Here is a 26,155-nt window from a genome sequence, read left to right as displayed (position 1 = left end):
CCGCTTCAGTTCCCCACGCCGCCGTCCAGCGTGTTGCTGGCGGACTCGTTGAAGACCTGGCTGCCGTAGACCTGCTGCGCTTCCGCGGCGCTGTCGCAGATTTGCGAGCACTTGCTGGCGGGGCCGGTATAGGGGCCGGAGAGGTTGCCCGGGTTCCGGCAGTCGTTCGTGATGCCGCCGTCGCTTTCGTAGATGGGCGGGTTGAGCTCGATGCAGTTCTGGGCAGGCAGGTGCTTCCAGCGCCAGTGACTGAGGCACGCGGGGCCGCTCGTTTTCCAGCCCGCCTCGAACGTCACACCCAACGTCCCGGCATCCGCGGGAGGCGTGGGGATGATGTTCGGCACCAGGCTGTCCCAGGGGCGGATGGGCGTGCCGTTCTGTGTGTGCGAGATGCCGTTGCCGCAGTAGTCCGCGCGCGCCATGCGGGTGCAGGCATGGTGCGCCTGCGTCACCTTCGGCAACGAAGATGAACCATCCAGCCACGGCTTGTAGCCCCAGCGGTAGCACTTGGCGATGACGCCCGACTCACATCCCAGCGTGAAGACGGTGGTGCTGTCGGTCCGGTTTCCCGTCACGCTGTTGAAGACGCCCTTGATGGGCACGGCCCAGGCCCAGCCCGCCGGGCCCGCGCTCGGCGCACACAGCTCCGTCGTTGGCGTGCCGTAGCTGGGCCCGTAGCGCACCCGATACAGGAAGGTGTCACCCGTCGAGTCCCACGGCCCGTCTGCCTCGGGGCTGGCGACGCTGTCGGCGTTGATGGCGTCGACCACTTCCATGTGGAAGCCCGTGGTGGCTCCGGGCTGCGTCAGCATCGTCGCGCCAATCAGCTCCGTGCCGCGCAGCTCCTTGGTCGTCGCGGGGTAGCGGCCCTTGTTCGCCGCTAGCGTCAGAGTCCAGCGCAGGGTGGTGGAGGAGGCCGAAGTGGAGAGCGCCGTGTAGACGCCGCTCGGGGGGCAGACGAACGAGACGTCCGGGCAGGACGACACGCACGCGGAGGCATTGTCTCCCGAGGCGAGGTAGTCATGGCCCCGGTACTCGCAGGTCCGCTCGCCCGCGCAGACGCGCACCATGGGGTTGCCCAGGCAGCTTCCAGCCTCGGTTCCACAAGCGCCGCTGGTGAGCTGGATGGTGGTGCCCGGCGTACACGTGCCCTGTCCTTCCACCTTCCAGCCACAGTTTCGTGACGTGCCTGATGCGTAGATGCCGTCGCAGGCCTGCAGGCTCGCCGTGGTGTTGGCGACCTGGAGCGGCATGGTGGCGGCCAGCTCTCCCTGGATGAGCTTCAGCGTGGCGCTCCGGTCGGCACCCTCGAAATTCACGGTGGCCCCCGTGAAGGACACGGACGTCATCGGCGTGCCGTGGAGCTGGGTACCCTGGGTGTGGAAGCCGTCGTTGCTCACGGCGAGGGACTGCGCCTCCAGAGGAGACTCGGCCCCCTCTGGAGGCACGTCGCAGGCGGCCAGGAGACAGACACTCAGACACGTCGACAGCAGGCGGAGGAAGGGCGTCACGTGAGGACCTCGTTCTCGTTCTTGTCGGCAATTCCGGAGCATCCGGCATGCCACCGACACCAACGTCCTCACGCGGAAGTCATCGGTCTGGAGTGACTCGCTGGTGGTTCTCGCGGGCAGTGCCTGCCGGCAAGGTTTGCCGGGGTGGCGGCGGTTCCTGTCGGCAAGGTTTGCCGGGGGGGGGCCGGGCTCAGGGCCGGGGCGTGGCGCACACGCGCAGGCCGATGAGGGCCTCGCGCTGGGTTCGCTCCACACGGTCCCGGTTGGCGGAGTGCGCCGTCAAGTCACTCTGGTACCAGCTGCCGCCCTGCGCGGCGGGCTGCTCGGGCTCCACATCGGAGCGCGTCCACTCCCACACGTTGCCGGCCAGGTCGTCCACGCCGAAGGGGCTGCGCGAGCGCGGGTGGCTGCCCACTTCGTCCGGCCCGAAGCCCCAGGACTCACGGCCGTACGTCACGTCGTGGTTGGCATCGTCGGGGGCCAGCCACTCACCCGAGGGGTAGCGGCGCCCGTCCGCGCCCCTCGCGGCCCGCTCCCACTCGCGCTCCGTGCAGATGCGCGCGCCGGGCACCCGCCCCGTCTTGTCGAGCCAGGCCACGTACGCCAGCGCGTCGTCGAAGGAGATGGCCGACACGGGGAAGCGCAGCCAGTCCTGCACCGCGCGGCGGCTGCGCTTGCCGTAGCGCACCGGCTCTCCGTCGCGCGCGCTGTAGCTCGCGGAGGCCGGGCGCAGGTCCAGGCGCCACCGGCCATCCGCCTCCCGTGACAGGTCCACCACGCTGGAGCGCAGGCGGGCGCCCGGCATGCGCGCGGCGCGCTCGCTCGGGGGCAGTGCCTCCAGGAAGGCGATGTACTGGGAGAAGGTCACCTCGTGCCGGGCGATGAGGTACGCGCCTGTCTCCACCGTGTGCAGGGGCGGCGCGAAGAAGAAGGAGCGGCGCAGGTACTCGCTCTCCGACACGCCCTGGAGGAAGCGCCCGGGGGGCACGTAGACGAAGTCCTCCGGCACCGCGGAGGCCTCTGGCAGCGCGAGCTCCAGCGAGAGGTGCTCCCCAGGCTCGAGCAGGACGGGCACGTGCACGGGGACGCGTCCCGGTGCCTCCAGCAGGAGGAGATGGGAGCCCGACGGCAGCTCCGTGTCGCGCAGCGGTGTCTCGCCCAGGACGCGACTCTCGGGGCCATCCGGCCCGGTGCCGAGCAACTGCACGCGCGCGCTCGGAGGCGAGGTGACGAGGGCCAGCCGCGCCGGGGCTTCCAGTTGATGGCTTCGACTTCCCGAGTCGTCGTACGCCGCCAGCCGCGCGAGCCACTGCGCGCGCTGCTCGGGCTGGCGCCGCTGCGTGGCCCACTCGACGCGGTCGGCCAGCAGGTCCGCCAGCGGCTCCTTCACCCGGGCACTTCCCGGGTCCAGGCCCCAGGCCGTCTCCAGCGCGGCCATGGCCTTGAGGGCGCTCGCCTCGGCGCCGCGCTCTTCCGTCAACACGCGGGACCACAGGGCCTCGGCGGCGTCGCGGCGGGCCTGTCCCGGCGTGTCGAAGAGGGCGAAGGCCTCGTCTCGGAGCCGGTCCGCCTCGGCGCCTCGCGCGAGGGCGGCGTCCCGGTACCGGCGTGCTTCGTCCAGGTGCCCGGTGATGCGGGCCTCCAACTGCGCGCGGGCCTGCACGCGGGTGACACCCACGGCCGACAGCAATACCAGCGGCACCGCGACGGCCACCGCCCAGCGTGCGGCGCGGCGGCGGCGGTAGGTCTGGTCGGAGCGGGTGAGGAAGTCCTGCTCACGAGCCCCCTTGGCGGCGGCTCCCACGGAGCGCACCTCGGAGAGCTGGCGCTCGCCGTAGAGCAGCTCCACGGGGCGGCCCAGGCGTTCCCACTCGGCGGCGGCGCGCTCCAGGCGGTGGCGCGCGGCGCGGCGCTGCTCGTCCTGGCCGAGCCAGCCGCGCAGCGTGTCCCAGCCCGTCACCAGGCTCTCGTGGGCCAGCGTGTAGACGCCCTCGCCGCCTTCGGCCTCGCCCGCGGTGAGCAGCCGGCCTCGCACCAGTCCGTCCAGCACCGCGCGCCCGGTGATGTCGTCGGGCCCGCGCAGCAGCTCCTCGCGGGTGCGGCGCACGCGGGTGCCCTCGGGCGTGACGAGCTCCAGCAGCAGCGCCTGCGCGCGGGGGCGCTGCTCCGGCCGCAGTCGCGCCACCACCGCGTCCGCGTGGCGGGCCAGCGCGCCCTCGACGCCGCCGAGGGACTCCAGCGCGGCGGCGGGGATGAGGTGGCGCTCCCTGTCGCGTGCCTCCCACAGCGCCTCCAGCGCGAATTGGAGCATGGGCAGGCCCCCGTCGGCGCGAGCGGCGGAGGCGACGAGCGCGTCCACCATGGCGGGGGACTCGAAGCGCACGCCCAGCGCGCGGGCAGGGCCTTCCACGGCCTCGCGCAGGCCGTGCTCCGTCAGGGCGCGCACGAGGTACAGCGCGCGCGGCAATTCCTCGCCCAGGCCGGGCAGCGCGACCAGTCGGGTGAGGCAGTCACTGCGCGCGGTGGCCAGCACGCGGACGCGCGGGGCGCGGCGCAGCACCAGGGCCAGCTCCTCGGCGAGCCGCGCGGCCTGGGCGGGCTCGGAGAAGGTGACCAGCTCCTCGAGCTGGTCGAGGAAGAGCAGCACGGGTGGAGCGCTCGTGGGACGGCGGCGCAGGGCTCGTGCGAGGGCTCCGGGCTCCTCGGTGGCCACGCGAGCGAGCAGGGCGTCCGGGCCTTCATCCAGCACGGGGGCCAGCGCTTCCGCCAGTGCTTCCAGCGGGCGGCGCCCGGGCGTGCAGGAGACGACGACGCGAGGGGGCCCGCCTTCCTCCAGGCCGGAAGTCGCGGCGAGGGGCAACACGCCCGCGCGACACAGCGAGGACTTGCCCACGCCGGAGTCGCCCGCGAGCAGCACGAAGGCGTCACCGCGCAGCCGGTCCACCACCTCGCGCAACTCGGCCTCGCGGCCGAAGAAGACGCCCCGGTGCTCGGCGTCGAAGGCGCGCAGGCCCAGGTAGGGGTTGCCGGAGGGCAGGGCGCCGGCGGGACGCTCGGGGACGGACAGCGCCTCCAGTGCTTCGCGGAGCGCGTCCCCGGACTCGAAGCGGCGGGAGGGCTCGGCGGCGAGGCAGCGGTCCACCACGGCGGCGAGACCTGGTGGAAGTCCGGGCGCGAGCGTTGCGAGCGGCGCAGGTGCGTGCTCCAGCACCGTGCGGCCCAGGTCTTCGAGCGAGACGTCCTGGTAGGGCGGAGCGCCGGCACACAGCTCGTAGAGGACCACGCCCAGCGCGTACACGTCGCTCGCGCGGCTGGCGGGCTCTCCGCGCCAGAGTTCCGGAGCGAGGTAGAGCGGGGTGCCGGGCACCATCCTCCACTGCTCCGGAGATGAGGTGCGCGTTACGTCGCCGGTCGGCGCGGTGCCGAAGCTCGGCGGTGCGTCCCCGGGCCGGGGTCGTGTGTCCGACGCGGCGTCGGCTTCAGCGCGCACGGGGTGCGTCGAATGCGCCGCGCGAGGCGAAACACGCTGCATGTCTCCAGGCAGCGGGCGCGTGTCCACCGTGAACGCGCCCGGCGCCTCGCCCGCGCGTGGTGAAGCACGCTGCAAGTCACCGGGCAGCGGCCTCGTGTCTACCGCGAGCGCGCTCGGAGCCTCGCCCGCACGCGGCGGGGCACGCTGCATGTCTCCAGGCAGCGGGCGCGTGTCCACCGCAAGCGCGCTCGGAGCTTCGCCCGCGCGCGGCGGAGCAGGCTGCATGTCTCCAGGCAGCGGGTGCGTGTCCACCGCGAGGGGTGACTGCCCGACTCCCTCGTGGACCGGCCGCGCTCCACCCGCCTCGACTCCAGGCGAGGACCGCGCTCCACCGCCATGCGCGTCCTCCGGCTTGGAGCCAGGCAGCGGGCGCGTATCCACGGGCCGCGTCTCCCGCGCCTTCGCATCCACGGGCCGCTCAGGAACAGCGTGCCCCGCCGCTCCGTCCGGACGCTCCCGCGCCACCTCGCGCTGCTCCGCCAGGCCGAAGTCGAGCAGCTTCACCTCACCATCCTCGGAGAGGATGGCATTCGCCGGCTTGATGTCGCGGTGGAGCACGCCACACCGGTGCGCGGCGGCGAGCCCTCGCGCCAGGCCCATCCCCAGCCGCAGCACCTGCCGTCCGTCCACGGGCCGAACCAGCCGGTCCAGCGGCTCGCCGCGCACGAGCTCGGACACCAGATACGGTTGCCCGCGCACCTCGCCCACGCGGTGGATGGCCACCACGTTGGGGTGCTGCAGGCGCGCAATCGCGCGGGCCTCCTGGAAGAAGCGCGCCCGGGCCGCCGCGTCCGGCAGCCTCCCCGCGGGCGTGGCGATGAACTTCACCGCCACCAGTCGCTCCAGCAGCGTGTCCTGCGCCAGGAACACCTGCCCCATCGCGCCGCGTCCCAGGGGGCGCAGCAGCCGGTACTCCTCGAACTCGCGAGGAGGCTCCAGCAGCCCGGGGCCCGCGCTCATCCGGTAGGCGTCCCCTTCCGCGAGGGACGCGCCTGCAGGCCCAGCTGCTTCAGCTTGAAGGAGAACGTGCGGATGGGCATCCCAATCGACGCCGCCGCGCGCGTCTGCACACCCTCCGCCTCGTCGAGCGCCTCCTGCATCCGCCGCCGCTCCAGCTCGCGAATCTCCTGCGCGAGCGGCACCCGCGACTCCCGCGACGTCTCCGCCACCGGAGTCGCGGACGGCGCCGGCTGCGGCGGCGCGGCCGTGGAGGCGGCCCCTCGTCCCAGCATGCGCGCCGGCAGGTGGTGCGGCTCCACCACGTCCCCCGTCACCGCCGCCGCCACGTAGTCCATCAGGTTGCGCAGCTCGCGCACGTTGCCGGGCCAGCCATGGCGAGCCAGCGCCAGCAGCGTGCCCGCCGCCAGCTCCAGCTCGCCCCGCCCGAGCGCCCGGCACGCCCGGGCCAGGAAGTCGCGCGCCAGCATGGGCACCTCGCGCGGGCGCTCACGCAGCGGGGGCAGCAGCACGGTGGCCGCGCCGAGCCGGAAGTACAAATCCTCGCGGAAGCGCCCGGCCGCCACCTCCGCCTCCAAATCCCGGTGCGTGGCGGCCACCACGCGGATGTCGATGGGGCGCTCACGCACGTCGCCCACGCGGGTGATGCGGCGCACCTCCAGCGCGCGCAGCAGCTTGGACTGCGCGGAAGGCGGCAGCTCGCCCACCTCGTCCAGGAACACCGTGCCACCCTGCGCGCTCTCCAAGAGGCCCGTGCGCGTGGTGGTGGCGCCGGTGAAGGCGCCGCGCTCGTGGCCGAACAGCTCGCTCTCCACCAGCGCTTCGGGCAGGGCGGCGCAGTTGACGGCGATGAAGGGGCCGGCGGAGCGGGGCGACCAGTGGTGCACCGCGAAGGCGGCGTTCTCCTTGCCCACGCCCGTCTCGCCGCACACCAGCACCGGCAGCTCGCTGGCGGCCAGTCGGCGCAGCAGCGCGTAGAGCTGGCCCATGGCGGGGTCCGCCACCAGCACGGTGCGCTCTCCCAGGGCAATCCGGGTGATGCCCTCGTCGGCGGAGGCCCACGCCCCGGGCGCGGCCGTCTGCGCGGCGGTGCGCGCGGCGGCCACCAGCGACTCCACGTCGCAGCCATCCGCGGGGCACGCGGCGAGCCCCAGCCGTGCCTGGGGACAGGCGCCCAGCAGCGCCTCCACGCGCTCGCCCAGGCCCTCCTCGCCCGGCTCGCCAGAGACTTCGGGCAGCACCCAGAGCAGGTGCGTGGCGTCCAGCCAGCCGGCGGCCTCGGCCGGGCCCGCGTCGGTGGCGAGCACCGCCTCCACCGCCTCGCGGCCCGCAGTGCCCGCGTCCGGCAGCGCGAGCACCAGCATCGTCAGGGGGCGGCTGTAGCGCAGCGCGCGCTCCACCTCCTCGCGCAGCTGCCCCATCAGCCGCTCCGCCTCCAGGGCCCGGCGAGCCGGCGTGGGCCGCGTGCGCGCGCGCACCACCGCCACCACCGCGCCGAAGGAGAGCACGTCTCCGGACAGCACCGGCTGCGCGCTGTCCACGGGCCGGCCGTTGATGGACGTCCCGTTGTGGCTGCCCAGGTCCACCACGCGTGCGCCGTCGTCCGTGAGGAGGATGCGCGCATGGCGGCGCGACACGCTGTCGTCTCGCAGCCGCAGGTCCGCCTGCTCGTCGCGGCCCACCAGCACCATGCCCTCATCGGGGAGGGGGAAGCGCCAGGAGGAGTCGCCCTCCAGCACCAGCAGGTACGCGGCGCCAGACTCGGACGACTCCGATGTGGCCCCGAGGGGCCGGGTGTCGCGGGCGCTGGGGTGCGGGACGGACATCGCGCGGGCGTCCATGCTGGCACGCCCGCGACGAAGGGAGCAACCCGGGGGCGGCGGGGCCGCGCGCCGCCTCCAGGGAGGTGGGGCCGCGAAGCTCACGGGTGGGACTTCATCGGCAGGCGCTCGCCCGGGCGTGACAGGTAGACGCGAGACGCCAGCCGGGTGCCGTCACCCGCGGGCCGTATCACCGCTTGCGCCCCCCGGATTCCGGCCGAGCGCTGGAGCGACATCAGCAGCTCCGCGCGGGCCTCCGGCGTGTCATGCTCCACCTCCAGCACGCACAGCTTCGTGCGGCAGTCCACCCGGGTCAGGTGCGAGCCGACGAGCTCCGGCGCGTGGAAGGCGCCACTGAGCTTGTCCTCGGTGGGCCCCGCCCACGTCGTGTCCCGGGCCTCCGTCTGGACGGCGGCCTCCAGCCGGGCGTCCAGCTCCATGAGCCGCTCCTTGCGGGCCTCCTCCGCCGCGGCCCGCTCCTCCTCGGCGGACCGCGCGCCCGTCGGCGGTGCTTCCGTCCCGGCCGGGGCGGCGGCCACCGGGGCGGGCACGGCGGCGGACTCCACCTGCCGCGTCAGGCGCCCCTGTCCCTGACGCAGCGACTCCAGTTCCGCGCGCAATGCACGCAGCTCACGCTCCAGCTCCGCGGGGGCCCGGGCCTCGGCGGCCACCGGGGGCGCGGTGGCCGCTTCCGGCGCACTCCCCCTCATGCTCCACGCTCCAGCGGCGGCTACCACGACGACGGCCGAACCCAGGACTCCCCAGCGGACCTGTCGCATGGCGGTTACTCGTAGACGACGAAGCTGGCGAGGACGGAGGAGTACTTCACGCCGGCGGTGGTGGACTGCGCCGGCAGCTCGCAGCGCAGGCTCAGGTAGCCGTTGTAGGTCGCGTTCACCGCGGGCAGGTTGATGCTGAGCAGCCGGGGATTGGTGATGTCCGCCGTGCCCGCCGGGGTGCAGGCCTCGTCGTAGGCGAGCGTGGAGCCATCGTTGTCGGCCACGTAGCCGGTGCAGCAGACATCCGCGGTGAGGTGCGGGTCACTCACGGTGACGGTGAGGGACATGTCCTCCGTGTAGGGGGAGAGGATGTTGCGCTGGATGGGGCAGACCACCTCGATGGCGCTGGCCGACTGGTTGAGGAGGCGGCCGCTGCGGAAGATGGTCGGCGCGCCGAAGCCCGACACGGAGGTGCACAGCGAGCCCGGGTAGCTCGCCGTACCGGCGGCGGCGGGCAGGGCGCTCAGCATCGCGAGGGCAACGACGGACTTCGACACGAAACCGTGGGTCTTCTTCATGGGGATGTTCCTTGAGCCGCGCGTCTCCCGTGTGAAGCCGCGTCATGCGGGCCGGGGATGCGTGCGTGCAGACCCCTAGAGCAACCGCGATGCCAGCCCCGGACGGCGCGCCTTCCCAGGGGGACCCACGCGCCTCCGGCAACCCTTGCCGCAATCGGGGTGCCCTGGCCCGGCAAGGCTTGCCGGCCCCGGCAGTGACTGCCGCCTTCCACCTGCCGCATGCCCCGCCTGACACCCGGAGTGGGCCCGGAACGTCAAAGTCAGACGGGTGATCCAATCGGAAAGTTTTCGGTCAATTGAAATCGAGTCGCTCCTGTAACGGGGGCGCGGGACCGAATTCTTCGGGGGTTTTCGTGCGGACATCGATGTGGAAGGGACTGGTTTGGGCCTGTTTCCTGGGGCTTACGGCGGGCTGTGGCGGCGCGGAGGACGGAGCGGCGGGGCAGGAGGGGGCGGAGGTCGCGTCCCGGCAGGGGCAGGCCCTGGAGGCGGGCCCCGCGCCCGTGAAGCCGGGCAGCCGGGGGCGTGAGTTCTGGATTGCGTTCCCGACGAACGTCACCAGCGGCACGTCGGCGGAGCTGACGTTGAAGATCAGCGGAGAGACGGCGGCCACGGGCACGGTGCGCATCCCCGGCCTCGTCCACGCGCAGGGCTTCTCCGTGACGCCGGGGCAGGTGACGTCGGTGACGGTGCCCTCGGGCGCCGCGCTGGCCACGGCCAACGGGGTGGAGAACAAGGGGCTTCAAGTCACCGCGGACGCGGAGGTGACGGTCCACGTGCAGAGCCGCAACAGCCGCTCGACGGAGGCCTTCCTCGCGCTGCCGGTGTCCGCGCTGGGCACGGAGTACGCGGTGCTCTCCTCCGGCGCTACCCAGGCCTCGCAGGGCACGCAGGTCTCTGTCGTGGGCACGGTGGCCGGCACGCACGTCTCCTTCACGCGCCAGGGCGTCACGTCCTCCTTCACCCTCAACGCGGGTCAGGTCTTCCAGTACGCCGGCACCACCAGCAACGGCGCGGACCTGACGGGAGGCTTCCTCACGGCGGACCAGCCGGTGGCGGTGTTCAGCGGCAGCCGGTGCGCCAGCGCGCCCGGCGCGTCCTCGGGCCCCTGCGGGCTCCAGGTGGAGCAGCTCCCGCCGACGAAGTCCTGGGGCCGCTACTTCCTCACGCTGCCGCTGGCCGGCTCGCGCGGGGCGGACACCTTCCGCATCACCGCTTCGGTGGACGGCACCCGGGTGCGCGTCAACGCGAAGGAGGTGTCGCTGCGGCGCGGGCAGACGTACCAGACCAGCCTCCAGTCCGCGGCGGTCATCAGCGCCAACAAGCCCGTGCTGGTGGCGCAGTACGCGTACGGCGGCCCGTCGATGATGCTCGTGCCGCCCGTCGCCCAGTTCCTCAACGAGTACACGGTGACGGCGCCGGCCTCGACGGCGTCCGGCAAGAGCTACCTCAACGTCATCGTGCGGGGGAACACGTGGCACCAGGTGATGGTGGACGGGAAGATGATTCCCCTCACGAAGCTCCGCTACATCACCTGGAACTACTACGGCGCGCAGCTGGAGGTGACGCCGGGCACGCACCGGCTGACGTCGCCGCTGCCCTTCGGCGTCTCCGTCTACGGCGTGGGCACGGACGTGACGTACGCCTACCCGGGCGGCATGTCGCTGGTGCCCGTGGCGGCGGTGGAGGGCCTGAAGCTGACGCCGCGCTACCGCATCGGCCAGGTGGGCGGCGAGGTGTGCGTGACGGCGAAGGTGGCGGACGTGAATGGCCAGGGCGTCCCCGACATCAACGTGGGCTTCACCGCGCTGCGCTGGCCGGTGCAGGCGGTGACGGTTGCCACCGATGCCGAGGGCCAGGCCGCGTGGTGCCAGACGCGCACCAGCCAGTCCTTCGACTTGCTGAAGGCCACGGTGAATGACCAGGTGGAGTACGGCTTCGCGGCGTGGCGGGTCAGCCAGCAGCCGCCGGTGGTGAGCGCGGGCCCGGACTCCAGCGGTTGGGTGAACAGCGAGCTGACGCTGAACGGCTCCGCGTCGGACCCGGACGGCCAGCCCCTCACGTACCAGTGGAGCGTCACCCCGGGCGAGGACGTGCCGGCCGGTGCCACCTGCACCTTCGGCTCGCCGGACCAGCTCACCACGTCGTTCCAGTGCGACGCGGCCGGCACCTTCACGGTGACGCTGACGGCGAACGACGGCACCTCGTCGGTGTCCGCGAGCGCCCAGGTGACGCAGGCGTACGCCTCGGACGTGGCGCTGTGCAACCTGCCGCGCTACACGCGCGACACGGAGCGGGAGCTGTGCGGCTTCACCACGTCCTTCGGTGACGACAGCGGCATCGTCGAGGCGTGGTTCTCCGTGGACGGCGGCGAGCCCATCCCCGTGACGCCGGACCTGAACGCCGGCTTCGTCCGCCTCCCGTACACCTTCGAGGAGGGCGAGCACGTCATCACCCTGTCCGCCCGCAACGCCAACGGGCGCACCACCACGAAGGAGGGCGTGATGCGCGTGGACCTCACGCCGCCCGTCGTCACCGTGGTGTCTCCGGAGGCGCAGGCGACGCTGGACAGCCCCATCGTGGACGTCACCACGGCCGTGGAGGACGACAGCCCGGTGACGGTGACGACGCAGTTCGTGCACACCTCCACGGTGGAGAGCGGCACCGGTAGCGTCACCCACACCGTGGACCTGGTGAACACGGACTGGAGCATGGTGCTGGTGCAGGCCCGCGACGCGGCCGGCAACTTCGCCGAGGTGCTCGTGCCCGTCTACGTCAGCCCGTAGCAGGCCCGCTCGCGGGGCGCCGGGAAGTCCATCCGGCGCCCCCGCGGCTTCAGCGCGCCACGCTGCTGACGGCGGCGGCGCCGGCCTGCAGCGCCGGGGGCGAGGCGTTCAGCGCGCCCACGTAGAGCCGCCCGTTGAATCCCTCCCGCTGCGCCTCGGAGTAGAGCTGCACGCCCGCGGAGACCTTCGAGCCCTGCCGCGCCTGCTTCGTCGGGCTGATGGCGAAGACGTCGCACTCCACGGCGTCCCAGACGTTGTAGCGGCAGGAGAACTGCGAGCCACGCGTGAAGCCCACGTCCAGCGCTTTCACCGAAGGCAGCGCCTTCGCCAGCCGCATGCCGAGCGGCTCGTAGTCACTGTCCCAGCCCACGCTGGAGGTCCGCACGTGCGTGCCGCCCGCCAGTACCAGCATCCACGTGTCGGGAGCCTTGCTCCGGGCGTCCAGCAGGTTCTGCGCCATCTGCGCCTCGCGCTCGTTGCCCTTGCCCTTGTCGACGTCGAAGGCGACCAGCGACACGGCCTTGCCAGACGCGCGCAGCCGGCGGGCCTGCTCGACGAGCCACAGCATGGCGCGGCTGCTGCGCCCATCCTGGTGCGTGCGGCGCCAGAAGGAGCTGCCCCGCAGCAATTCCTGCGCGTCCTGCGACGAGCCCGCGCTGGCCAGGTACGTGTCCAGCAGCGGCTGCTCGGCGACGGGCAGCGAGAGGGCCAGCGTCACCGGCATCCCCTTGGACGCGGCCTCGCACAGCATGCGCAGGGCGGCGGCGGGCAGCTCGCGGGTGCCCAGCGGGTCGGCCAGCAGCAGCGTCTGACCCTGGGCCATCAGCGGCGCCGCGCCGTCCACGGGCGCGCCGCAGTCGGGCTGGGGCATGGGCTCCGTCTCGGAGGGCTCCGCCCAGCCCTCCAGCACCACCGAGCGGGCGGGGACGGAGGTGTTGCCGCCCACCAGCTCCAGCGAGGGCACCATCTCCAGCCGCTCCAGCAGCGTGTGCTCGATGCCCACGTCCCGGTTGCCGCGCACGAACTGGAAGCCCTCGATGCCCGGCGCCTCTGGGAACGGGTTGTCCGTCTTCATCAGCCGGTTGCCGTGGAAGCTGGGCGCCGACTTGGTGGCATGGTTGGCGTCGAACGGGTGCTCGTCCACCAGCGCGCTGAAACTCTCCTCCGCGGTGCCGGCGACCATGGCCTGGTGCGGAATCTCCAGCACCCGGGTGGTCTCGTCGTAGCGGAGCCGGAAGACGCGGACGAGGGACTGCCGGGGGCTCACCTTCTCGCCCTTGATGTAGTAGCGCTCGTAGGAGCGCAAGCCCCCGGTATTCTTCCCGGTCTCCTGGGTCGAGGTGAACATCACCAGCCCGCCCTCCTGCTCGAGCACGTCGTAGCGCTGCTCCTCGAGGATGCGGCGGGCCATCATCATCGAGTCCTCGATGGGGACCAGGTACACCGTCTCTTCCTTCGGCGTCTCGTACTCTCCCGTCTCGTCGTCGCGGACGGCCCCGAGCGGCCGGGACACCGTCGCACAGCCCGTGCACACCAGCCCCAACCCCAGCAGCATCCCGTACAGACGCATCACATCCTCCGTGAGTTCTGGCTCACTTCCGTTGCCTCGCTCACACGAGGCAACGCCCGGAAGACACACGGCATATCACCGCCGAGCCCTACTTCTCGGGGCTCGCGGGGGCGCTGCTGACGGCGGCGGCGCCGGCCTGCAGCGCCGGGGGCGAGGCATTCAGCGCGCCCACGTAGAGCCGCCCGTTGAATCCCTCCCGCTGCGCCTCGGAGTAGAGCTGCACGCCCGCGGAGACCTTCGAGCCCTGCCGCGCCTGCTTCGTCGGGCTGATGGCGAAGACGTCGCACTCCACGGCGTCCCAGACGTTGTAGCGGCAGGAGAACTGCGAGCCGCGCGTGAAGCCCACGTCCAGCGCCTTCACCGAAGGCAGCGCCTTCGCCAGCCGCATGCCGAGCGGCTCGTAGTCACTGTCCCAGCCCACGCTGGAGGTCCGCACGTGCGTGCCACCGGCCAGCACCAGCATCCACGTGTCGGGAGCCTTGCTCCGGGCGTCCAGCAGGTTCTGCGCCATCTGCGCCTCGCGCTCGTTGCCCTTGCCCTTGTCGACGTCGAAGGCGACCAGCGACACGGCCTTGCCGGACGCGCGCAGCCGTCGCGCCTGCTCGACGAGCCACAGCATGGCGCGGCTGCTGCGCCCATCCTGGTGCGTGCGACGCCAGAAGGAGCTGCCCCGCAGCAGCTCCTGCGCGTCCTGCGACGAGCCCGCGCTGGCCAGGTACGTGTCCAGCAGCGGCTGCTCGGCGACGGGCAGCGAGAGGGCCAGCGTCACCGGCATCCCCTTGGACGCGGCCTCGCACAGCATGCGCAGGGCGGCAGCGGGCAGCTCGCGGGTGCCCAGCGGGTCGGCCAGCAGCAGCGTCTGGCCCTGGGCCATCAGCGGCGCCGCGCCGTCCACGGGCGCGCCGCAGTCGGGCTGGGGCATGGGCTCCGTCTCGGAGGGCTCCGCCCAGCCCTCCAGCACCACCGAGCGGGCGGGGACGGAGGTGTTGCCACCCACCAGCTCCAGCGAGGGCACCATCTCCAGCCGCTCCAGCAGCGTGTGCTCGATGCCCACGTCCCGGTTGCCGCGCACGAGCTGGAAGCCCTCGATGCCCGGCGCGTCCGGGAACGGGTTGGCGTTGTAGTCGTGCATCTTCGCCTGCGAGGCGGGCGACGACTTGATGGCGCGGTTGGCGTCGAACGGGTGGTCGGGGTCGTTGACGGCGCCGTGCGTTTCATCGGACGGGCCCAGGGCCTGCTTCGGAATCTCCAGCACCCGATTGGTCTCGTCGTAGCGGAGCCGGAAGACACGGACGAGCGACTGCCGGGGGCCCACCTTCTCACCCCGGATGTAGTAGCGCTCGAAGGTGCGCGAGCCGACGACGTTCTTCCCGGGCTCCTGGGCGGAGGTGAACATCTCCATCCCGCCCTCCTTCTCGAGGACGTCGTAGCGTTGGTCCTCGAGGATGCGACGGGTCATCATCATCGCGTCCTCGATGGGGACCAGGTACACCGTCTCTTCCTTCGGCGTCTCGTACTCCCCCGTCTCGTCGTCGCGGACCGCCCCCAGCGGCCGGGTCAGGGTCGCACAGCCCGAGCACACCAGTCCCACCCCCAGCAGCATCCCGTACAGACGCATCACGTTCTCCTTGGCAGCCGGGCAGGCGGACCGCCTCGAGCCAGTGCCCCTTTGCCCGGGCAACGCTCGGAGGCTCCCGACATATCGGACCGTCCGTCCCTGGCGGGTTGGTGCCGGGGGCGGGCCTGTAGTGAACTCCGGTCGTGCCCGCCTCCGCAACCGCCCCCGCCGCGCCGCAGGACCGCCCCGTTGGCCCGCTCCAATTGCTGGCGCTCGGCGTCAACGGCATCGTCGGGGTGGGCATCTTCTTCGCCCCCGCCGAGGTCGCTGCCCAGGCGCCCGGCGCGGCCGCCATCCTCGCCTTCGCCCTCACGGGGCTGGCGCTGGTGCCGGTGGCCTTCGCCTTCGCGGTGCTGGGTCGCCGCTTCGACGCGGACGGCGGGCCGGTGCTCTTCGCGAGGACGGCCTTCGGCGAGCGGGCCTCCTTCCTCGTGGGCTGGGTGGCCTATGTCAGCGCCTTCCTGAGCACCTCCGCGGTGGTGGCCGGGCTGTCGCAGGCCCTGGCGCCCTCGCTGGGTCTGGAAGGACCGTTGGGGCAGCGCGCCCTGTCGTCCGTCCTCGCCACGGTGCTCGCGGGCGTGGTGGCCTCGGGCATCCGCGTGTCGGCGCGGGCGTGGACGGCGCTCACGGTGCTGAAGTTGCTGCCGCTGGCCGCGCTGCTCGTGGCCTTCCTCGCGGTGGCGGGCTCGGGCCCCGTGCCGGTGGTGGCCGCGGGCGCCACCGACACCGCGTGGCTGCGCGCGGGGCTGACGGTGATGTTCGCGTACCAGGGCTTCGAAATCGTCCCGGTGATTGCCGGCCAGGTGCGCTCGTCCTCGCGCAGCGTGCCGTTGGCCACGGTGGGCTCGCTGCTGGTGGCGGTGCTCTTCTACGTGGGGCTCGCCTGGGCGTGTGTCGCGGCGCTGCCGGGGCTGGCCACGTCCCCGGCGCCGCTGGCCGCGTCGGCGGGTGTCTGGGGCGGGGCGAGGCTCGAGTGGTGGGTGGGGGCGGGCACCAGCATCTCCGCGCTCGGCATCTGCCTGGGGATGATGGTGACGACGCCGCGCTACCTGTCGGCCCTGGCGTCGGGCGAGCGCACGCTCTTCGGCCTGGACGGCATGTCCCCGGCGGGCGTGCCCGTGCGGGCGCTGGCCGTCACCTGGGCGCTGGTGCTGCTCTTCGTCAACCTGGGCAACCTGTCGGAGCTCTTCGCGCTCTCCAGCATCGCGGTGCTGATGCAGTACGGCGTCACCGCCGCCGCGCTGGCCACGCTGGCCTTCCGGCGCGAGCGCGGCCTGAAGCCGCTGCATGCCGTATTGGCCGTGCCCACGCTGGTGCTGGGGCTGACGCTGGTGGCGTACGGGGCCACCGTGCGAGAGGCCGCCACCACCGCGCTGACGGTGGTGGCGGGCCTGGTGCTGCTGCGCGTCGCGAGGCCCCGGAGCGCCGGAGCCTCGGCGACGGCGGGTTCCTAGAACTGGCTCCAGAGGTACTGGTTGGTGACCTCGTGGTGGAACATGATTTCGGCTTCCTTCACGCGGGTGCCCAGCTGCTTGGGGCAGCGCTCGGCGGAGGCCGTCTTCAGCTCGGCGAACTTGCCCTGCACGTTCTCACCCAGGATGCTGGTGATGAACTGGCTGCCCTTGAAGAGGCGGACGGCGTCGAAGATGTTGTCCGGCAGGAAGCGGGTGCGGCTGCGCTTCGTCTCCGCGTCCTCCTGCGGCTGCGGGCCCTCCAGGCCGGTGCGCAGCAGCGTGTAGAGGACCAGGTACGGGTTGGCGTCCGGAGCCACCGAGCGGCACTCGACGCGCGCGCTGCGCTCGTTGCCGTAGGGGATGCGCACCATGGCGCCGCGGTTGTTGGCGCTGGCCTTGATCTGGTTGGGCGCCTCGAAGTGCGGGTCCAGCCGGCGGTACGCGTTGACGCTGGAGTTGAGCGTCAGGCAGATGTCGTTCGCGTTGGTGAGGAGCCGGTCGATGAACTCCCAGCCCATGGCGCTCAGGCCGTCCTGGCCGCCCTTGTCGTAGAAGAGGTTCTTGCCGCCCTTGGACAGCGACATGTTCATGTGCATGCCGTTGCCGTTGACGCCCGTCACCGGCTTCGGGAGGAAGCAGGCGGTGGTGTCCATCTGCGCGGCCACCTGGCGGCACAAGAGCTTGTAGAGCTGGATCTGGTCGGCGGAGACGAGCGCCTCGCTGTACGAGAAGTTCATCTCGAACTGGCTGGGGGCCACCTCGGGGTGGTCCTTCTCGTTCTGGAAGCCCATGGCGCGCTGGGCCTCGGCGGCCTTGTCGATGAAGGCGCGCAGCGGGTCGCCGGGCAGCGAGTGGTAGTAGCCGCCGGTGGAGATGAACTCGAACTTGCCCGTCTCGTGGTAGTGGCGCTCGGCGTCACGGCCCTTGAAGAGGAAGCCCTCCACTTCCGGCGCCGCGTGGAACACGGTGCCGTCCTTCTGGTACATGGCCTCGGTGACGCGCTTGAGCTGGCCGCGCAGGTCGGCGTGGTACGGCGTGCCGTCGCGCTCGAGGACTTCGCTGAACACCAGCACCTTGCCGGGCCCGAAGATGTCCGAGGGCAGCCAGTAGAAGGAGCCCCAGTCCACGTTCAGGCGCAGGTCGCTCTCGGCCTGCTGCGAGAAGCCGCGGATGGACGAGCCGTCGAAGGTGAGGTTGTCGGCGCTCTTGAGGAGGAACTTCTTGTCGTAGTCGAGCATGTGCATCCGACCCTCGAGGTCGGTGAAGCACACGGTGACGGCCTTCAGGTTGCGCTCGTCGGTGAGGTACTTGAGCCGCTCCTCACGGACCTTGTCCGGCGACTCGTGCTTGAGGCGCTGCTCCTTCACGCGGAGGTTGCGCTCCTCGAGCTCGTCGTAGGGAATCTCCAGGAACGTCCGCAGGCCCTTCGTCTCCATGTCCGTGCCTCCCAGGCCGGGTTCCACGCCGTAAACGCGGCGGGTCAAATCCGTGGGCGCAGGTATTTACATTTGACGTTCAGAAATCAAGCCTAAAATTCAAGCCATGAAGCCTTAAAACCTGGGTCCACAAAGCTTGTAGCTCGCTGGAGGACAGACCTACATGTCCGCCGGGGGCCTGGAGTGATGGGCGGTGGACAGAGGACGGGCTACACGGACTGTATGGCCGGCTGGGGGGTAGACGGGCGGGCTTGCGATGGTGGGGGCGGCTCGTATGAATGCCGCCATGACTTCGATGTGGGTTCTCGACACGCCTCCGCCCGCCGCCGATGCGCGGATTCCCTATGGTCCGCTGGAGCACCAGTTCGGTGACCTGAGGCTGCCCGCGGGCCCCGGGCCGCATCCGGTGGTGGTCGTCATCCACGGTGGCTTTTGGCGCGCGAAGTACGACCTGGAGCACATCGGTCATCTCTGCGCGGAATTGACCCGGCAGGGCTTCGCCACATGGAGCCTGGAGTACCGCCGCGTGGGCCATGAAGGCGGCGGCTGGCCGGGAACCTTCGAGGACGTGGCGCTTGGCACGGACTTCCTGCGCACGCTGGCGCGCACCCATCCCCTGGACCTCTCGCGCGTGGTGGCGATGGGGCACTCGGCGGGTGGGCACCTGGCCGTGTGGCTCGGCGCGCGTCACCGGCTGCCCGCGGGCGGACCGCTCCACCGCGCGGACCCGCTGCCCCTGCGCGGGGTGGTGTCCCTGGCGGGCGCCGTGGACCTGGAGCGCACCTTCGAGTTGCGGCTCAGCGAGGGCATCGTGGAGGAGTTCCTCGGAGGCTCGCCTGCCCGGGTGCCCGAGCGCTACCGCCTGGCGTCACCCGCGGCGCTTCAGCCGCTCGGGCTGCCGCAGGTGCTCGTGCATGGCACCGAGGACGACACCGTGCCCGTGTCCATGAGTGAGGCCTTCCACGCACGAGGCCGTGAACTGGGTGACCCCGTGCGTTTCGTCGTGCTCCCCGGAGCCGGACACTTCGAGGTCATCGGCCCGCGCTCGCGCGAGTGGCCGCAGGTGGTGGAAGCGGTGCGCTCACTCCTCTGAGATTCCGTTGCCGTGGACCCCGAGGGCGACCTCTATCTCCAGCGGCTGAATCCCTGACCCGGCGCGGGCATGACGCGGACACTTCGCGCCATGTCCGCCGTTGCCGGAGTCACCTCGCTCGATGCACGAGGCTCCACTCCGGCAACGCACCCCTCACCGCCGCAGCAATTCGTTGCCGATGGTCCGCTGTGCCGCGAACGTCTGCGGAATCACGGCGGGGCTGTCCATGCTCCACATGCCGAAGTTGAGGAGCCCCAGGATGCGCGGGTCGGTGCGCGCCAGGTCGTAGTACTCCCAGTTCGCGCGAGCGAGCGCCGCGTCACTGGTGAAGGTGTTGAGGCGGTACGACTGCGGTATCAGCCAGAGCTTCTGATTCGGAGCCAGGGTGGAGCGCAGCGTGTTGAGGTGGCCCACCACTTCCGACAGCGGGCCGTAATGGTCGAAGCCCACCCAGTCCGCCCGCGCCGGAGTCACGAGGGAAGGTGACAGCGACGGCACCGCGTGGACCACCATCACCGGGATGGACGGGAAGGTGTCCTTGATGGTGTTCACGCACGTCGTGAGGTCCTGCACGGACACGCCATTCCAGTACGGCTCGTCGATGACGTAGAAGCCGCCCACGCTTCCCATATACGGGCTGATGGCGCTGACGAGCGCACCCCACGCCTGCGGGTAATCCAGGCGCAGTGTCGAGCCGTTGAAGAACTGCCAGCGCGTCTCCAGGAGGCACTTCACGCCGCGCGCGGCGCACACCGCGAGGTCCTCGGGACGCTGGACGAAGTTGAGGTTGGTGTGGGCCGTCACCTCGTCCAGGTGGGCGCCGTAGGTGCCGGACTGGGCCCAGTAGTAGCCGTAGTGCTTCAGGTGCTCCACCACGGGAGAGACCACCACGTCATCGAACCGGGTCACCTGGCCCGCGTCCACATAGGCGCCCAGGTACAGATACGCCGAGCCGGGAAGCGCGCCGGGTCCACTCAGGGGCGCGGAGAAGGACGTGCCGTTGACGGTGCCGAGCACCTGTCCGTCTCGCACGGCCAGGCTCACCACGTACCGGTCCGCCGCGGGCACGCTTCCCGGCGTCACCGTCATTCGCACGCCGTTGTCATGGATCTCCAGCCCTCCGTAGGAGCGGATGGCGAAGGCGAAGTCGATGTCCGTGTTGGACACGAACCCGCTGGAGGCGGACGACGCGCTGAGCATGACGGACGCCCAGTTGGAGCTGTCGCGAGCGTCCTCGACGACGGGCTCCGTCACGAAGGAGAGCCGGAAGGCCCCCGAGGCGTCCCGGGAGAAGGACTTGTCCATCCGCAGCGCCGACGTGGACACGTGGAAGGACAGCGTGTCCGGGTGCCAGATGTGGTTGACCTGGGCCCACCAGATGCTCGGAGGTGGCGCGGGGTACCAGAGGCCGGGGACTCGCGTGTACGTCGCCGGTGCCAGCGTGCCGGACTGCCGGGCCGCCAGGTTGTCGTTGAGGCCCGTGTTGTTCGCGTTGTTGGCGCCGTTGAAGGAGTCCCGGAAGGACTCGACGGGAACCACCGCCTGACCTTGTGACGTCAGCGCATCAGGTCTGGGTTCCGAAGCCGTGGCGCCACAACCACACAGCAGGAGCGCCAGCCAGCGAAGTCTCGACAGGTGCATCGCTACCTCCGAGGAGGGCAGCCTTCATGGCTGCCACCCACGGAGCCTGACCGAACTCCGCCGCTGGCCCAACCCAACCCTGCGTCACTCAGAACCCGCGCGCCGCCCCGCCATCCACCACAATCGACTGGCCGGTGATGTACGAGGCCTGCTCGGACGACAGGAACGCGGCCAGCGCGGCCAGTTCCTCCGGACGTCCCAGGCGCCGCGCGGGAATCTGCGGCGCCACCTTCTCGTCGGTGAGCCCGAGCTGCGTCATCCGCTCCGTCGCGTGGAAGCCCGGCAGCACCGCGTTGAGGGTGACGCCGTGCTGCGCCACCTCGTTGCTCACCGACTTCACCAACCCCAGCAGGCCCGCGCGCAGGCCGTTGGAGATGGTCAGGTTCGGCATCGCCTCGCGCGCGGCCAGCGACGTCACCAGGACGATGCGGCCCCACTTGCGCTCCTTCATGCCGGGCAGCGCCGCCTGGATGCCATCCACCGCCGCCATCCACAGGCTCTGGAAGCCGAGCTGCCACTGCTCGCCCGTCAGCGACTCGAAGCCGCCCGCCGGAGGCCCGCCCGTGTTCACCACCAGCACGTCCACGCCGCCCAGCTTCGCGACAGTCTCTTCCACCAGCCGCTTCGCCGCTCCGGGCTGCGTCAAGTCACACGGCACCGCCAGCGCCGCGCCCAGCTCCTTCGCGGCCTTCTCCAGCTTGTCTCCACCGCGCGAGCAGATGGCCACCGTGGCGCCTTCCTTCACCAGCGCCTGGGCAATCGCGTAGCCGAGGCCCGCGGACGCGCCCATCACCAGCGCGCGCCTACCCTTGAGTCCGAAATCCATCCGCGTGCTCCTTCATGAAAGGCACCAGCCGGCCGCGGATGAGCTGCCCCGCGCGCTCCAGGTTCACATCCTCCGCCCGAGCCAGCCCCTCGGACAGCTCCGAGACGATGCCGCCGGCAATCGCCCCCACCTCGTACGCCAGCCGGTACGGCACGCGGCTGAAGCTCACCAGCGTGTAGCGGCTGACGAACTCACCGGGGAAGGCGTTGAGCAGCACCTTCTCCACCGCCTTCTCCAGCAGGAAGCGCGGGCTGCCGGTGCTGTCGCGCATCTCGATGAAGTTCTCCACCGCCATGTCCGCGATGGCGTCCGCGTTCGTCTTCCGCAGCCGCTCGAAGTCCGCGAACACGTCCTCCCACCGTCCGCGCGTGTCCAGCAGCCCGTCCAGGACGACGCAGTCCTCGAAGCCACAGTTCATCCCCTGTCCGAAGAAGGGGACGATGGCGTGCGCCGCGTCGCCCAGCACCAGCGCCTGCCCGCCCACGCGCCACGGCGCGCACTTCACCGTCACCATGCTGCCCGTGGGCCGCGAGAAGAACGCGTCCACCAGGTCCGGAATCATCCTCTTCGCATCCGGGAACTGCTCCTCGAAGAACGCCTCCAGCCGCGCTGGCGTGTCGAGCGTCTCGAAGCTCACCGCGCCGCCCTTCCACGGGAGGAACAGCGTGCACGTGAAGCTGCCGTCCTCGTTGGGCAGGGCAATCAGCATGTACGTGCCGCGAGGCCAGATGTGCAGCGCGTGCTTCTCCATCTGGAACGCGCCGCCCGGACCCGCCGGAATCGTCAGCTCCTTGTACCCATGCCCGAGCTGCTCGTTCGACGCGTGGAAGCCCGGCACCCGGTCCAGCTCCTGCCGCACCGCCGAGCCCGAGCCGTCCGTGCCGAACAGCACGCGGCCCTCCTCGCGGCGTGTCTCGCCCGTGGCCTCGTCGTGCACCGTGAGCGCGCCCGTCCCGAAGTCCGCGTGGGTGACGCGCTGCTTGAAGCGGATGCGCACGCGGCCGGTGCCCTCCGCCTCCGTCATCAGGAACTTGTTCAGCCACGCGCGCGACAGCGAGTTGATGTGCTGCGAGTCGTCCTTGCCGTAGGGCTGGTACGTCAGCTCGCCCTTCGCGGAATGAATCATCCTTCCGCGCATGGGGATGGCGTGCTTCAGCGCCTCCGCCTCCAGCCCCACCTGCCGCAGCGCGTGCAGGCCGCGCGTGGAGATGGCGAGGTTGATGGAGCGCCCCGCGTCGATGACCTCGCGGCGCATGTCCGGGCGGCGCTCCAGCACCTCCACGGTGTAGCCCCGGCGGGCCAGGTACATGGCGAGCAGCGAGCCGACGAGGCCCGCGCCCACCACGGTGACGGCTTCCTTCCGGTCAGTCTCGGGCATGGCCTTCGAGCGTCCTCACGAAGCGGTACACGTCGGTGTAGTTGCAGTACAGCGGCGCGGGCGCCGCGCGGATGATGTCCGGCTTGCGGAAGTCGCAGACGATGCCCGCGTCCGCCAGCCGCTTCAGCATGCCCTGGGCCTCGCCCTTGAACCGCAGCGAGAGCTGCGCTCCACGCTGCTTCGCGTCCCGGGGCGTGGTGATGCGCACGAAGCCCGGGGGCAGCTTGTCGAGCAGGAACTCCAGGTAGCCGGTGAGCCGCTCGCTCTTGGCGCGCAGCGCCTCCATGCCGGCCTTGTCGAACAGCTCCAACGACGCGCGCAGTGCCGCGAGCTGGAAGATGGGCGGGTTGGACAACTGCCACCCCTCCGCGCCCGGCAGCGGGTCGAACGTCGGGCCCATCTGGAAGCGCGTCGTCTTGTCGTGCCCCCACCAGCCCTCGAAGCGGGGCAGGTCCTTCTCGTGCGCGTGGCGCTCGTGGACGAAGACGCCGCCCAGGGCGCCCGGGCCGCCGTTGAGGTACTTGTACGAGCACCACACCGCGAAGTCCGGCCCGTCGTCGTGCAGGGACACCTTCAGGTTGCCCGCGCCGTGCGCCAGGTCGAAGCCCACGAAGCAGCCCTTCGCGTGCGCCGCCTTCGTAATCGCCGCGATGTCGAACGCCTGCCCGGTGAGGTAGTTCACCGTGCCCAGCAGCACCAGGGACACCTCGTGCCCGTGCTTTTCAATCGTCGCGAGGATGTCCTCGGTGCGCAGCGTCTCCTCGCCCGCGCGCGGCTTCAATTCCAGCACCGCCTCGCGCGCGTCGTAGCCGTGGAAGCGCACCTGCGAGGCCACCGCGTACTGGTCCGACGGGAAGGCGCCTCCCTCGACGAGGATTTTGAAGCGCTCCTTCGTGGGCCGGTAGAAGGACACCATCATCAGGTGGAGGTTCACCGTGAGGGTGTTCATCACCACCACTTCCCGCGGCTTCGCGCCCACCAGCCGCGCGGCCAGGTCGGTGACGAGCTCGTGGTAGTGCAGCCACGGGTGACGGCCCTCGTGGTGGCCCTCCACGCCCAGGCGGGCCCAGTCCTCCAGCTCCTCCTGGATGTAGCGCGCGGCGTTGCGCGGCTGGAGCCCCAGCGAGTTGCCCGCGAGGTAGACGACGGGCTTGCCGTCCGGCCCTTTGGGGAAGAGGAATTCGTCGCGGAAGGCGCGCAGGGGGTCTTCCGCGTCCTGCTTGCGCGCGAAGGCCTCGGTGTCCTCGAAGGAGTACGGCGTCGTCATGGTGCGAAGTCCTCGCGCGAGCGTCCGAGCCACTCCAGGGCATTGCGCCAGAGCAGCCGCTCGCGCGCGGCCGGCTCCAGCTCCCTCAGGGACTCGATGAGCGTGCCCGGGCGGTCCTCGCCCAGGGGGAAGGGGTAGTCACTGCCGAGCGCCACCTTGTCCTGGCCGAACAGCCGGACGATGTAGCGCAGCGCCTCCACGTCGTGGACCAGCGAGTCCACCCAGAAGCGGCCCACGTAGTCCTTCGGCGCGACCTTGTTGTCCACCGCGACGAGGTCCGGCCGCGCTTCGAAGCCGTGTTGAATCCGGCCCAGCGTCATCGGGAACGAGCCGCCGCCGTGCGCGAAGGCGAAGCGCAGCTTCGGCAGCCGCTCCATGACACCGCCGAAGATGACGGAGCAGATGGCGAGTGAGACTTCGGCCGGCATGCCCACCAGCCACGGCAGCCAGTACTTCTGCATCTTCGCCTCGCCCATCATGTCCCACGGGTGGACGAAGATGGCGGCGCCCAGGTCGCTCGCGGCCTGGAAGAAGGGGAACAGCGCCGGGTCGCTCAGGTTCCAGTCGTTGACGTGGCTGCCAATCTGCACGCCCGAAAAGCCCAGCTCCTTCACGCACCGCTCCAGCTCGCGCACCGCCAGGTCCGGCGACTGGAGCGGCACCGTGCCCAGCCCGACGAAGCGCTTGGGGTGCTCGCGGACGATGCCGGCGAGGTGGTCATTGAGGAAGCGCGCCATGTCCGCGCCGTGCTCGGGCTTCGTCCAGTAGCTGAACATCACCGGCACGGTGGACAGCACCTGCACGTGGACGCCGTGGGTGTCGCACTCTTCGATGCGCTTCACCGGGTCCCAGCAGTTGCTCTCGATTTCACGGAAGAACTTCCCGTCATCGCGGAGCATGCGCGCGCGGCAGGGCGCGTGGTGGTCCAGGGTGATGAAGCCGCCGTAGCCATAGCGCTCGGCGAAGCGGGGGAGCTTCTCCGGCAGCAGGTGCGTATGGATGTCGATCTTCAACGCGCCGGGCTCCCCTTGGTCACCTTCGTCCCGCACTTCTTGCACGTGCAGTGGTCGGGGTTCCCGTAGAAGTGCTCGAAGATGGGCGGCAGTTGCGTCACGAGGTTGGTGACGTGCACGAACTCCTCGTAGAGCTTGTCGCCGCACTTCGGGCACAGCCACATGAAGCCGTCCATCTCCTTCGGCTGGCGGCGGCGCTCCAGCACCAGCCCCACCGTGCCCGCGGGCCGCTGCGGCGAGTGCGGCACGTTGGGCGGCAGCAGGAAGATTTCCCCCTCCATGATGGGGATGTCCTGCACCTCGCCCTCGTCGATGACGCGCAGGGTGATGTTGCCCTCGAGCTGGTAGAAGAACTCCTCGCCCTCGTTGATGTGGAAGTCCGTGCGCGCGTTGGGGCCGCCGACGACGGTGACCATGAACTCGCGATCGGCCCAGACTTGTTGATTGCCGACGGGCGGCTTGAGCAGGTGGCGGTGCTCGTCAATCCACTTCTTGAAGTTGATGGGAGTCAGACGGCCCATTCATTCATCTCCGATGGTGGCGATGCACTTGAGCTCGATGGCAATCGGCGTGGGCAGACAGTTGATTTCGAGCGTCGTCCGGCACGGCGGGTTGTCCTTGAAGTACTCCGCCCACAGCCGGTTGTACGTGGGGAAGTCCTTCTTCATGTTCGTCAGGTACACCGTCACGTCCACCAGCTTGTCCCAGGACGAGCCCGCGTCCTCCAGGATGTAGCGGACGTTGCGGAACACCGAGTGGCACTGCGCCTCGATGTCGTACGAGGAGATGTTGCCCTCGGCGTCCAGCGTCACGCCGGGAATCCGCTTGGTGCCGCGCTCGCGCGGGCCCACGCCGGACAGGAAGAGGAGGTTCCCCACGCGCCGTGCGTGGGGGTACAGGCCCACCGGCTCCGGGGCCTTCTGGGAATCGACTCGCTCGCTGCTCACGATGCGCTC

Annotated in this window: 18 protein-coding genes; 3 read left to right on the top strand and 15 right to left on the bottom strand. The window is 71.0% G+C overall.

Annotated features, from left to right (window positions below):
- Positions 1-5: 5 nt before the first annotated feature.
- From OV427_RS14665 to OV427_RS14645, 5 genes are all read right to left on the bottom strand, one after another.
- Positions 6-1,511 (bottom strand): ADYC domain-containing protein, encoded by a 1,506-nt coding sequence (locus OV427_RS14665; RefSeq protein ID WP_267856723.1) that lies wholly within the window; start codon positions 1,509-1,511, stop codon positions 6-8.
- Between the two features lie 190 nt (positions 1,512-1,701).
- Positions 1,702-6,003 carry a protein kinase domain-containing protein gene (locus tag OV427_RS14660; protein WP_267856722.1) on the bottom strand — a complete coding sequence of 1,434 codons (4,302 nt, stop codon included), beginning with the start codon at positions 6,001-6,003 and terminating at the stop codon, positions 1,702-1,704.
- The gene (locus OV427_RS14655; protein ID WP_267856721.1) at positions 6,000-7,826 is read right to left on the bottom strand and encodes a sigma 54-interacting transcriptional regulator; all 1,827 of its coding nucleotides are present in this window, start codon (positions 7,824-7,826) and stop codon (positions 6,000-6,002) included. Before OV427_RS14655 ends, OV427_RS14660 begins: the two co-directional genes overlap by 4 nt.
- A 95-nt stretch (positions 7,827-7,921) precedes the next feature.
- Positions 7,922-8,530 carry a hypothetical protein gene (locus OV427_RS14650; protein ID WP_267856720.1) on the bottom strand — a complete coding sequence of 203 codons (609 nt, stop codon included), beginning with the start codon at positions 8,528-8,530 and terminating at the stop codon, positions 7,922-7,924.
- Positions 8,531-8,604: 74 nt separating this feature from the next.
- On the bottom strand, positions 8,605-9,117 hold the full coding sequence (locus OV427_RS14645) for a hypothetical protein (protein WP_267856719.1): 513 nt from the start codon (positions 9,115-9,117) through the stop codon (positions 8,605-8,607).
- A gap of 353 nt (positions 9,118-9,470) precedes the next feature.
- On the opposite strand from OV427_RS14645, the gene OV427_RS14640 reads away from it, so the two are divergent.
- Entirely contained in the window at positions 9,471-11,903 is a 2,433-nt protein-coding gene (locus tag OV427_RS14640; RefSeq protein ID WP_267856718.1) for an IgGFc-binding protein, read from the top strand.
- 49 nt (positions 11,904-11,952) lie between these two features.
- Here OV427_RS14640 and OV427_RS14635 read toward each other — a convergent pair whose 3' ends face one another.
- Both OV427_RS14635 and OV427_RS14630 read right to left on the bottom strand, forming a co-directional pair.
- The gene (locus OV427_RS14635) at positions 11,953-13,473 is read right to left on the bottom strand and encodes a hypothetical protein (RefSeq protein ID WP_267856717.1); all 1,521 of its coding nucleotides are present in this window, start codon (positions 13,471-13,473) and stop codon (positions 11,953-11,955) included.
- Between the two features lie 88 nt (positions 13,474-13,561).
- The gene (locus OV427_RS14630) at positions 13,562-15,091 is read right to left on the bottom strand and encodes a hypothetical protein (RefSeq protein ID WP_267856716.1); all 1,530 of its coding nucleotides are present in this window, start codon (positions 15,089-15,091) and stop codon (positions 13,562-13,564) included.
- A gap of 143 nt (positions 15,092-15,234) precedes the next feature.
- Here OV427_RS14630 and OV427_RS14625 point away from each other — a divergent pair, with 143 nt between their 5' ends.
- The gene (locus tag OV427_RS14625) at positions 15,235-16,545 is read left to right on the top strand and encodes an APC family permease (protein WP_267856715.1); all 1,311 of its coding nucleotides are present in this window, start codon (positions 15,235-15,237) and stop codon (positions 16,543-16,545) included.
- Here OV427_RS14625 and OV427_RS14620 read toward each other — a convergent pair.
- On the bottom strand, positions 16,542-17,981 hold the full coding sequence (locus tag OV427_RS14620) for a glutamine synthetase family protein (protein WP_267856714.1): 1,440 nt from the start codon (positions 17,979-17,981) through the stop codon (positions 16,542-16,544). The two genes, OV427_RS14625 and OV427_RS14620, sit on opposite strands and share 4 nt — an antisense overlap.
- Positions 17,982-18,267: 286 nt before the next feature.
- Between OV427_RS14620 and OV427_RS14615 the strand changes: the two genes are divergently transcribed.
- Positions 18,268-19,074 (top strand): alpha/beta hydrolase family protein, encoded by an 807-nt coding sequence (locus OV427_RS14615; protein WP_267856713.1) that lies wholly within the window; start codon positions 18,268-18,270, stop codon positions 19,072-19,074.
- A 153-nt stretch (positions 19,075-19,227) separates the two neighbouring features.
- On the opposite strand, the gene OV427_RS14610 is transcribed toward OV427_RS14615, so the two are convergent.
- The 7 genes from OV427_RS14610 to OV427_RS14580 all read right to left on the bottom strand — a co-directional run bounded on the left by OV427_RS14610 (position 19,228) and on the right by OV427_RS14580 (position 26,149).
- The gene (locus OV427_RS14610; RefSeq protein WP_267856712.1) at positions 19,228-20,715 is read right to left on the bottom strand and encodes a hypothetical protein; all 1,488 of its coding nucleotides are present in this window, start codon (positions 20,713-20,715) and stop codon (positions 19,228-19,230) included.
- Positions 20,716-20,803: 88 nt separating this feature from the next.
- Entirely contained in the window at positions 20,804-21,541 is a 738-nt protein-coding gene (locus OV427_RS14605; RefSeq protein WP_267856711.1) for an SDR family oxidoreductase, read from the bottom strand.
- A complete protein-coding gene (locus OV427_RS14600; protein WP_267856710.1) occupies positions 21,519-22,919 on the bottom strand; it encodes an FAD-dependent oxidoreductase in 1,401 nt (466 codons plus the stop codon). Before OV427_RS14600 ends, OV427_RS14605 begins: the two co-directional genes overlap by 23 nt.
- Positions 22,906-24,186 (bottom strand): kynureninase, encoded by a 1,281-nt coding sequence (gene kynU / locus OV427_RS14595; protein ID WP_267856709.1) that lies wholly within the window; start codon positions 24,184-24,186, stop codon positions 22,906-22,908. Before kynU ends, OV427_RS14600 begins: the two co-directional genes overlap by 14 nt.
- Complete coding sequence (locus OV427_RS14590) at positions 24,183-25,199, bottom strand: amidohydrolase family protein (protein WP_267856708.1); 1,017 nt, start codon at positions 25,197-25,199, stop codon at positions 24,183-24,185. Before OV427_RS14590 ends, kynU begins: the two co-directional genes overlap by 4 nt.
- The gene (nbaC, locus tag OV427_RS14585) at positions 25,196-25,720 is read right to left on the bottom strand and encodes a 3-hydroxyanthranilate 3,4-dioxygenase (protein ID WP_267856707.1); all 525 of its coding nucleotides are present in this window, start codon (positions 25,718-25,720) and stop codon (positions 25,196-25,198) included. The genes OV427_RS14590 and nbaC overlap by 4 nt, the downstream gene beginning before the upstream one ends.
- The gene (locus tag OV427_RS14580; RefSeq protein ID WP_420718358.1) at positions 25,721-26,149 is read right to left on the bottom strand and encodes a RidA family protein; all 429 of its coding nucleotides are present in this window, start codon (positions 26,147-26,149) and stop codon (positions 25,721-25,723) included.
- Positions 26,150-26,155: the final 6 nt, after the last annotated feature.

The sequence above is a fragment of the Pyxidicoccus sp. MSG2 genome, from assembly GCF_026626705.1.
Taxonomy (GTDB): Bacteria; Myxococcota; Myxococcia; order Myxococcales; family Myxococcaceae; genus Myxococcus.
Note: the sequence above shows the minus strand (reverse complement) of the source record. Positions and strands in the feature narration are given on the sequence as shown.

What these genes read in the sequence shown, in the direction of transcription:
- OV427_RS14660 (WP_267856722.1), bottom strand. Translation starts at nt 6,003, where the DNA reads ATGAGCGCGGGCCCCGGGCTGCTGGAGCCTCCTCGCGAGTTCGAGGAG.
- OV427_RS14615 (WP_267856713.1), top strand. Translation starts at nt 18,268, where the DNA reads ATGACTTCGATGTGGGTTCTCGACACGCCTCCGCCCGCCGCCGATGCG.
- OV427_RS14600 (WP_267856710.1), bottom strand. Translation starts at nt 22,919, where the DNA reads ATGCCCGAGACTGACCGGAAGGAAGCCGTCACCGTGGTGGGCGCGGGC.
- OV427_RS14650 (WP_267856720.1), bottom strand. Translation starts at nt 8,530, where the DNA reads ATGAGGGGGAGTGCGCCGGAAGCGGCCACCGCGCCCCCGGTGGCCGCC.
- OV427_RS14655 (WP_267856721.1), bottom strand. Translation starts at nt 7,826, where the DNA reads ATGTCCGTCCCGCACCCCAGCGCCCGCGACACCCGGCCCCTCGGGGCC.
- OV427_RS14620 (WP_267856714.1), bottom strand. Translation starts at nt 17,981, where the DNA reads ATGGAGACGAAGGGCCTGCGGACGTTCCTGGAGATTCCCTACGACGAG.
- OV427_RS14605 (WP_267856711.1), bottom strand. Translation starts at nt 21,541, where the DNA reads ATGGATTTCGGACTCAAGGGTAGGCGCGCGCTGGTGATGGGCGCGTCC.
- OV427_RS14645 (WP_267856719.1), bottom strand. Translation starts at nt 9,117, where the DNA reads ATGAAGAAGACCCACGGTTTCGTGTCGAAGTCCGTCGTTGCCCTCGCG.
- kynU (WP_267856709.1), bottom strand. Translation starts at nt 24,186, where the DNA reads ATGACGACGCCGTACTCCTTCGAGGACACCGAGGCCTTCGCGCGCAAG.
- OV427_RS14635 (WP_267856717.1), bottom strand. Translation starts at nt 13,473, where the DNA reads ATGCGTCTGTACGGGATGCTGCTGGGGTTGGGGCTGGTGTGCACGGGC.
- OV427_RS14610 (WP_267856712.1), bottom strand. Translation starts at nt 20,715, where the DNA reads ATGCACCTGTCGAGACTTCGCTGGCTGGCGCTCCTGCTGTGTGGTTGT.
- nbaC (WP_267856707.1), bottom strand. Translation starts at nt 25,720, where the DNA reads ATGGGCCGTCTGACTCCCATCAACTTCAAGAAGTGGATTGACGAGCAC.
- OV427_RS14630 (WP_267856716.1), bottom strand. Translation starts at nt 15,091, where the DNA reads ATGCGTCTGTACGGGATGCTGCTGGGGGTGGGACTGGTGTGCTCGGGC.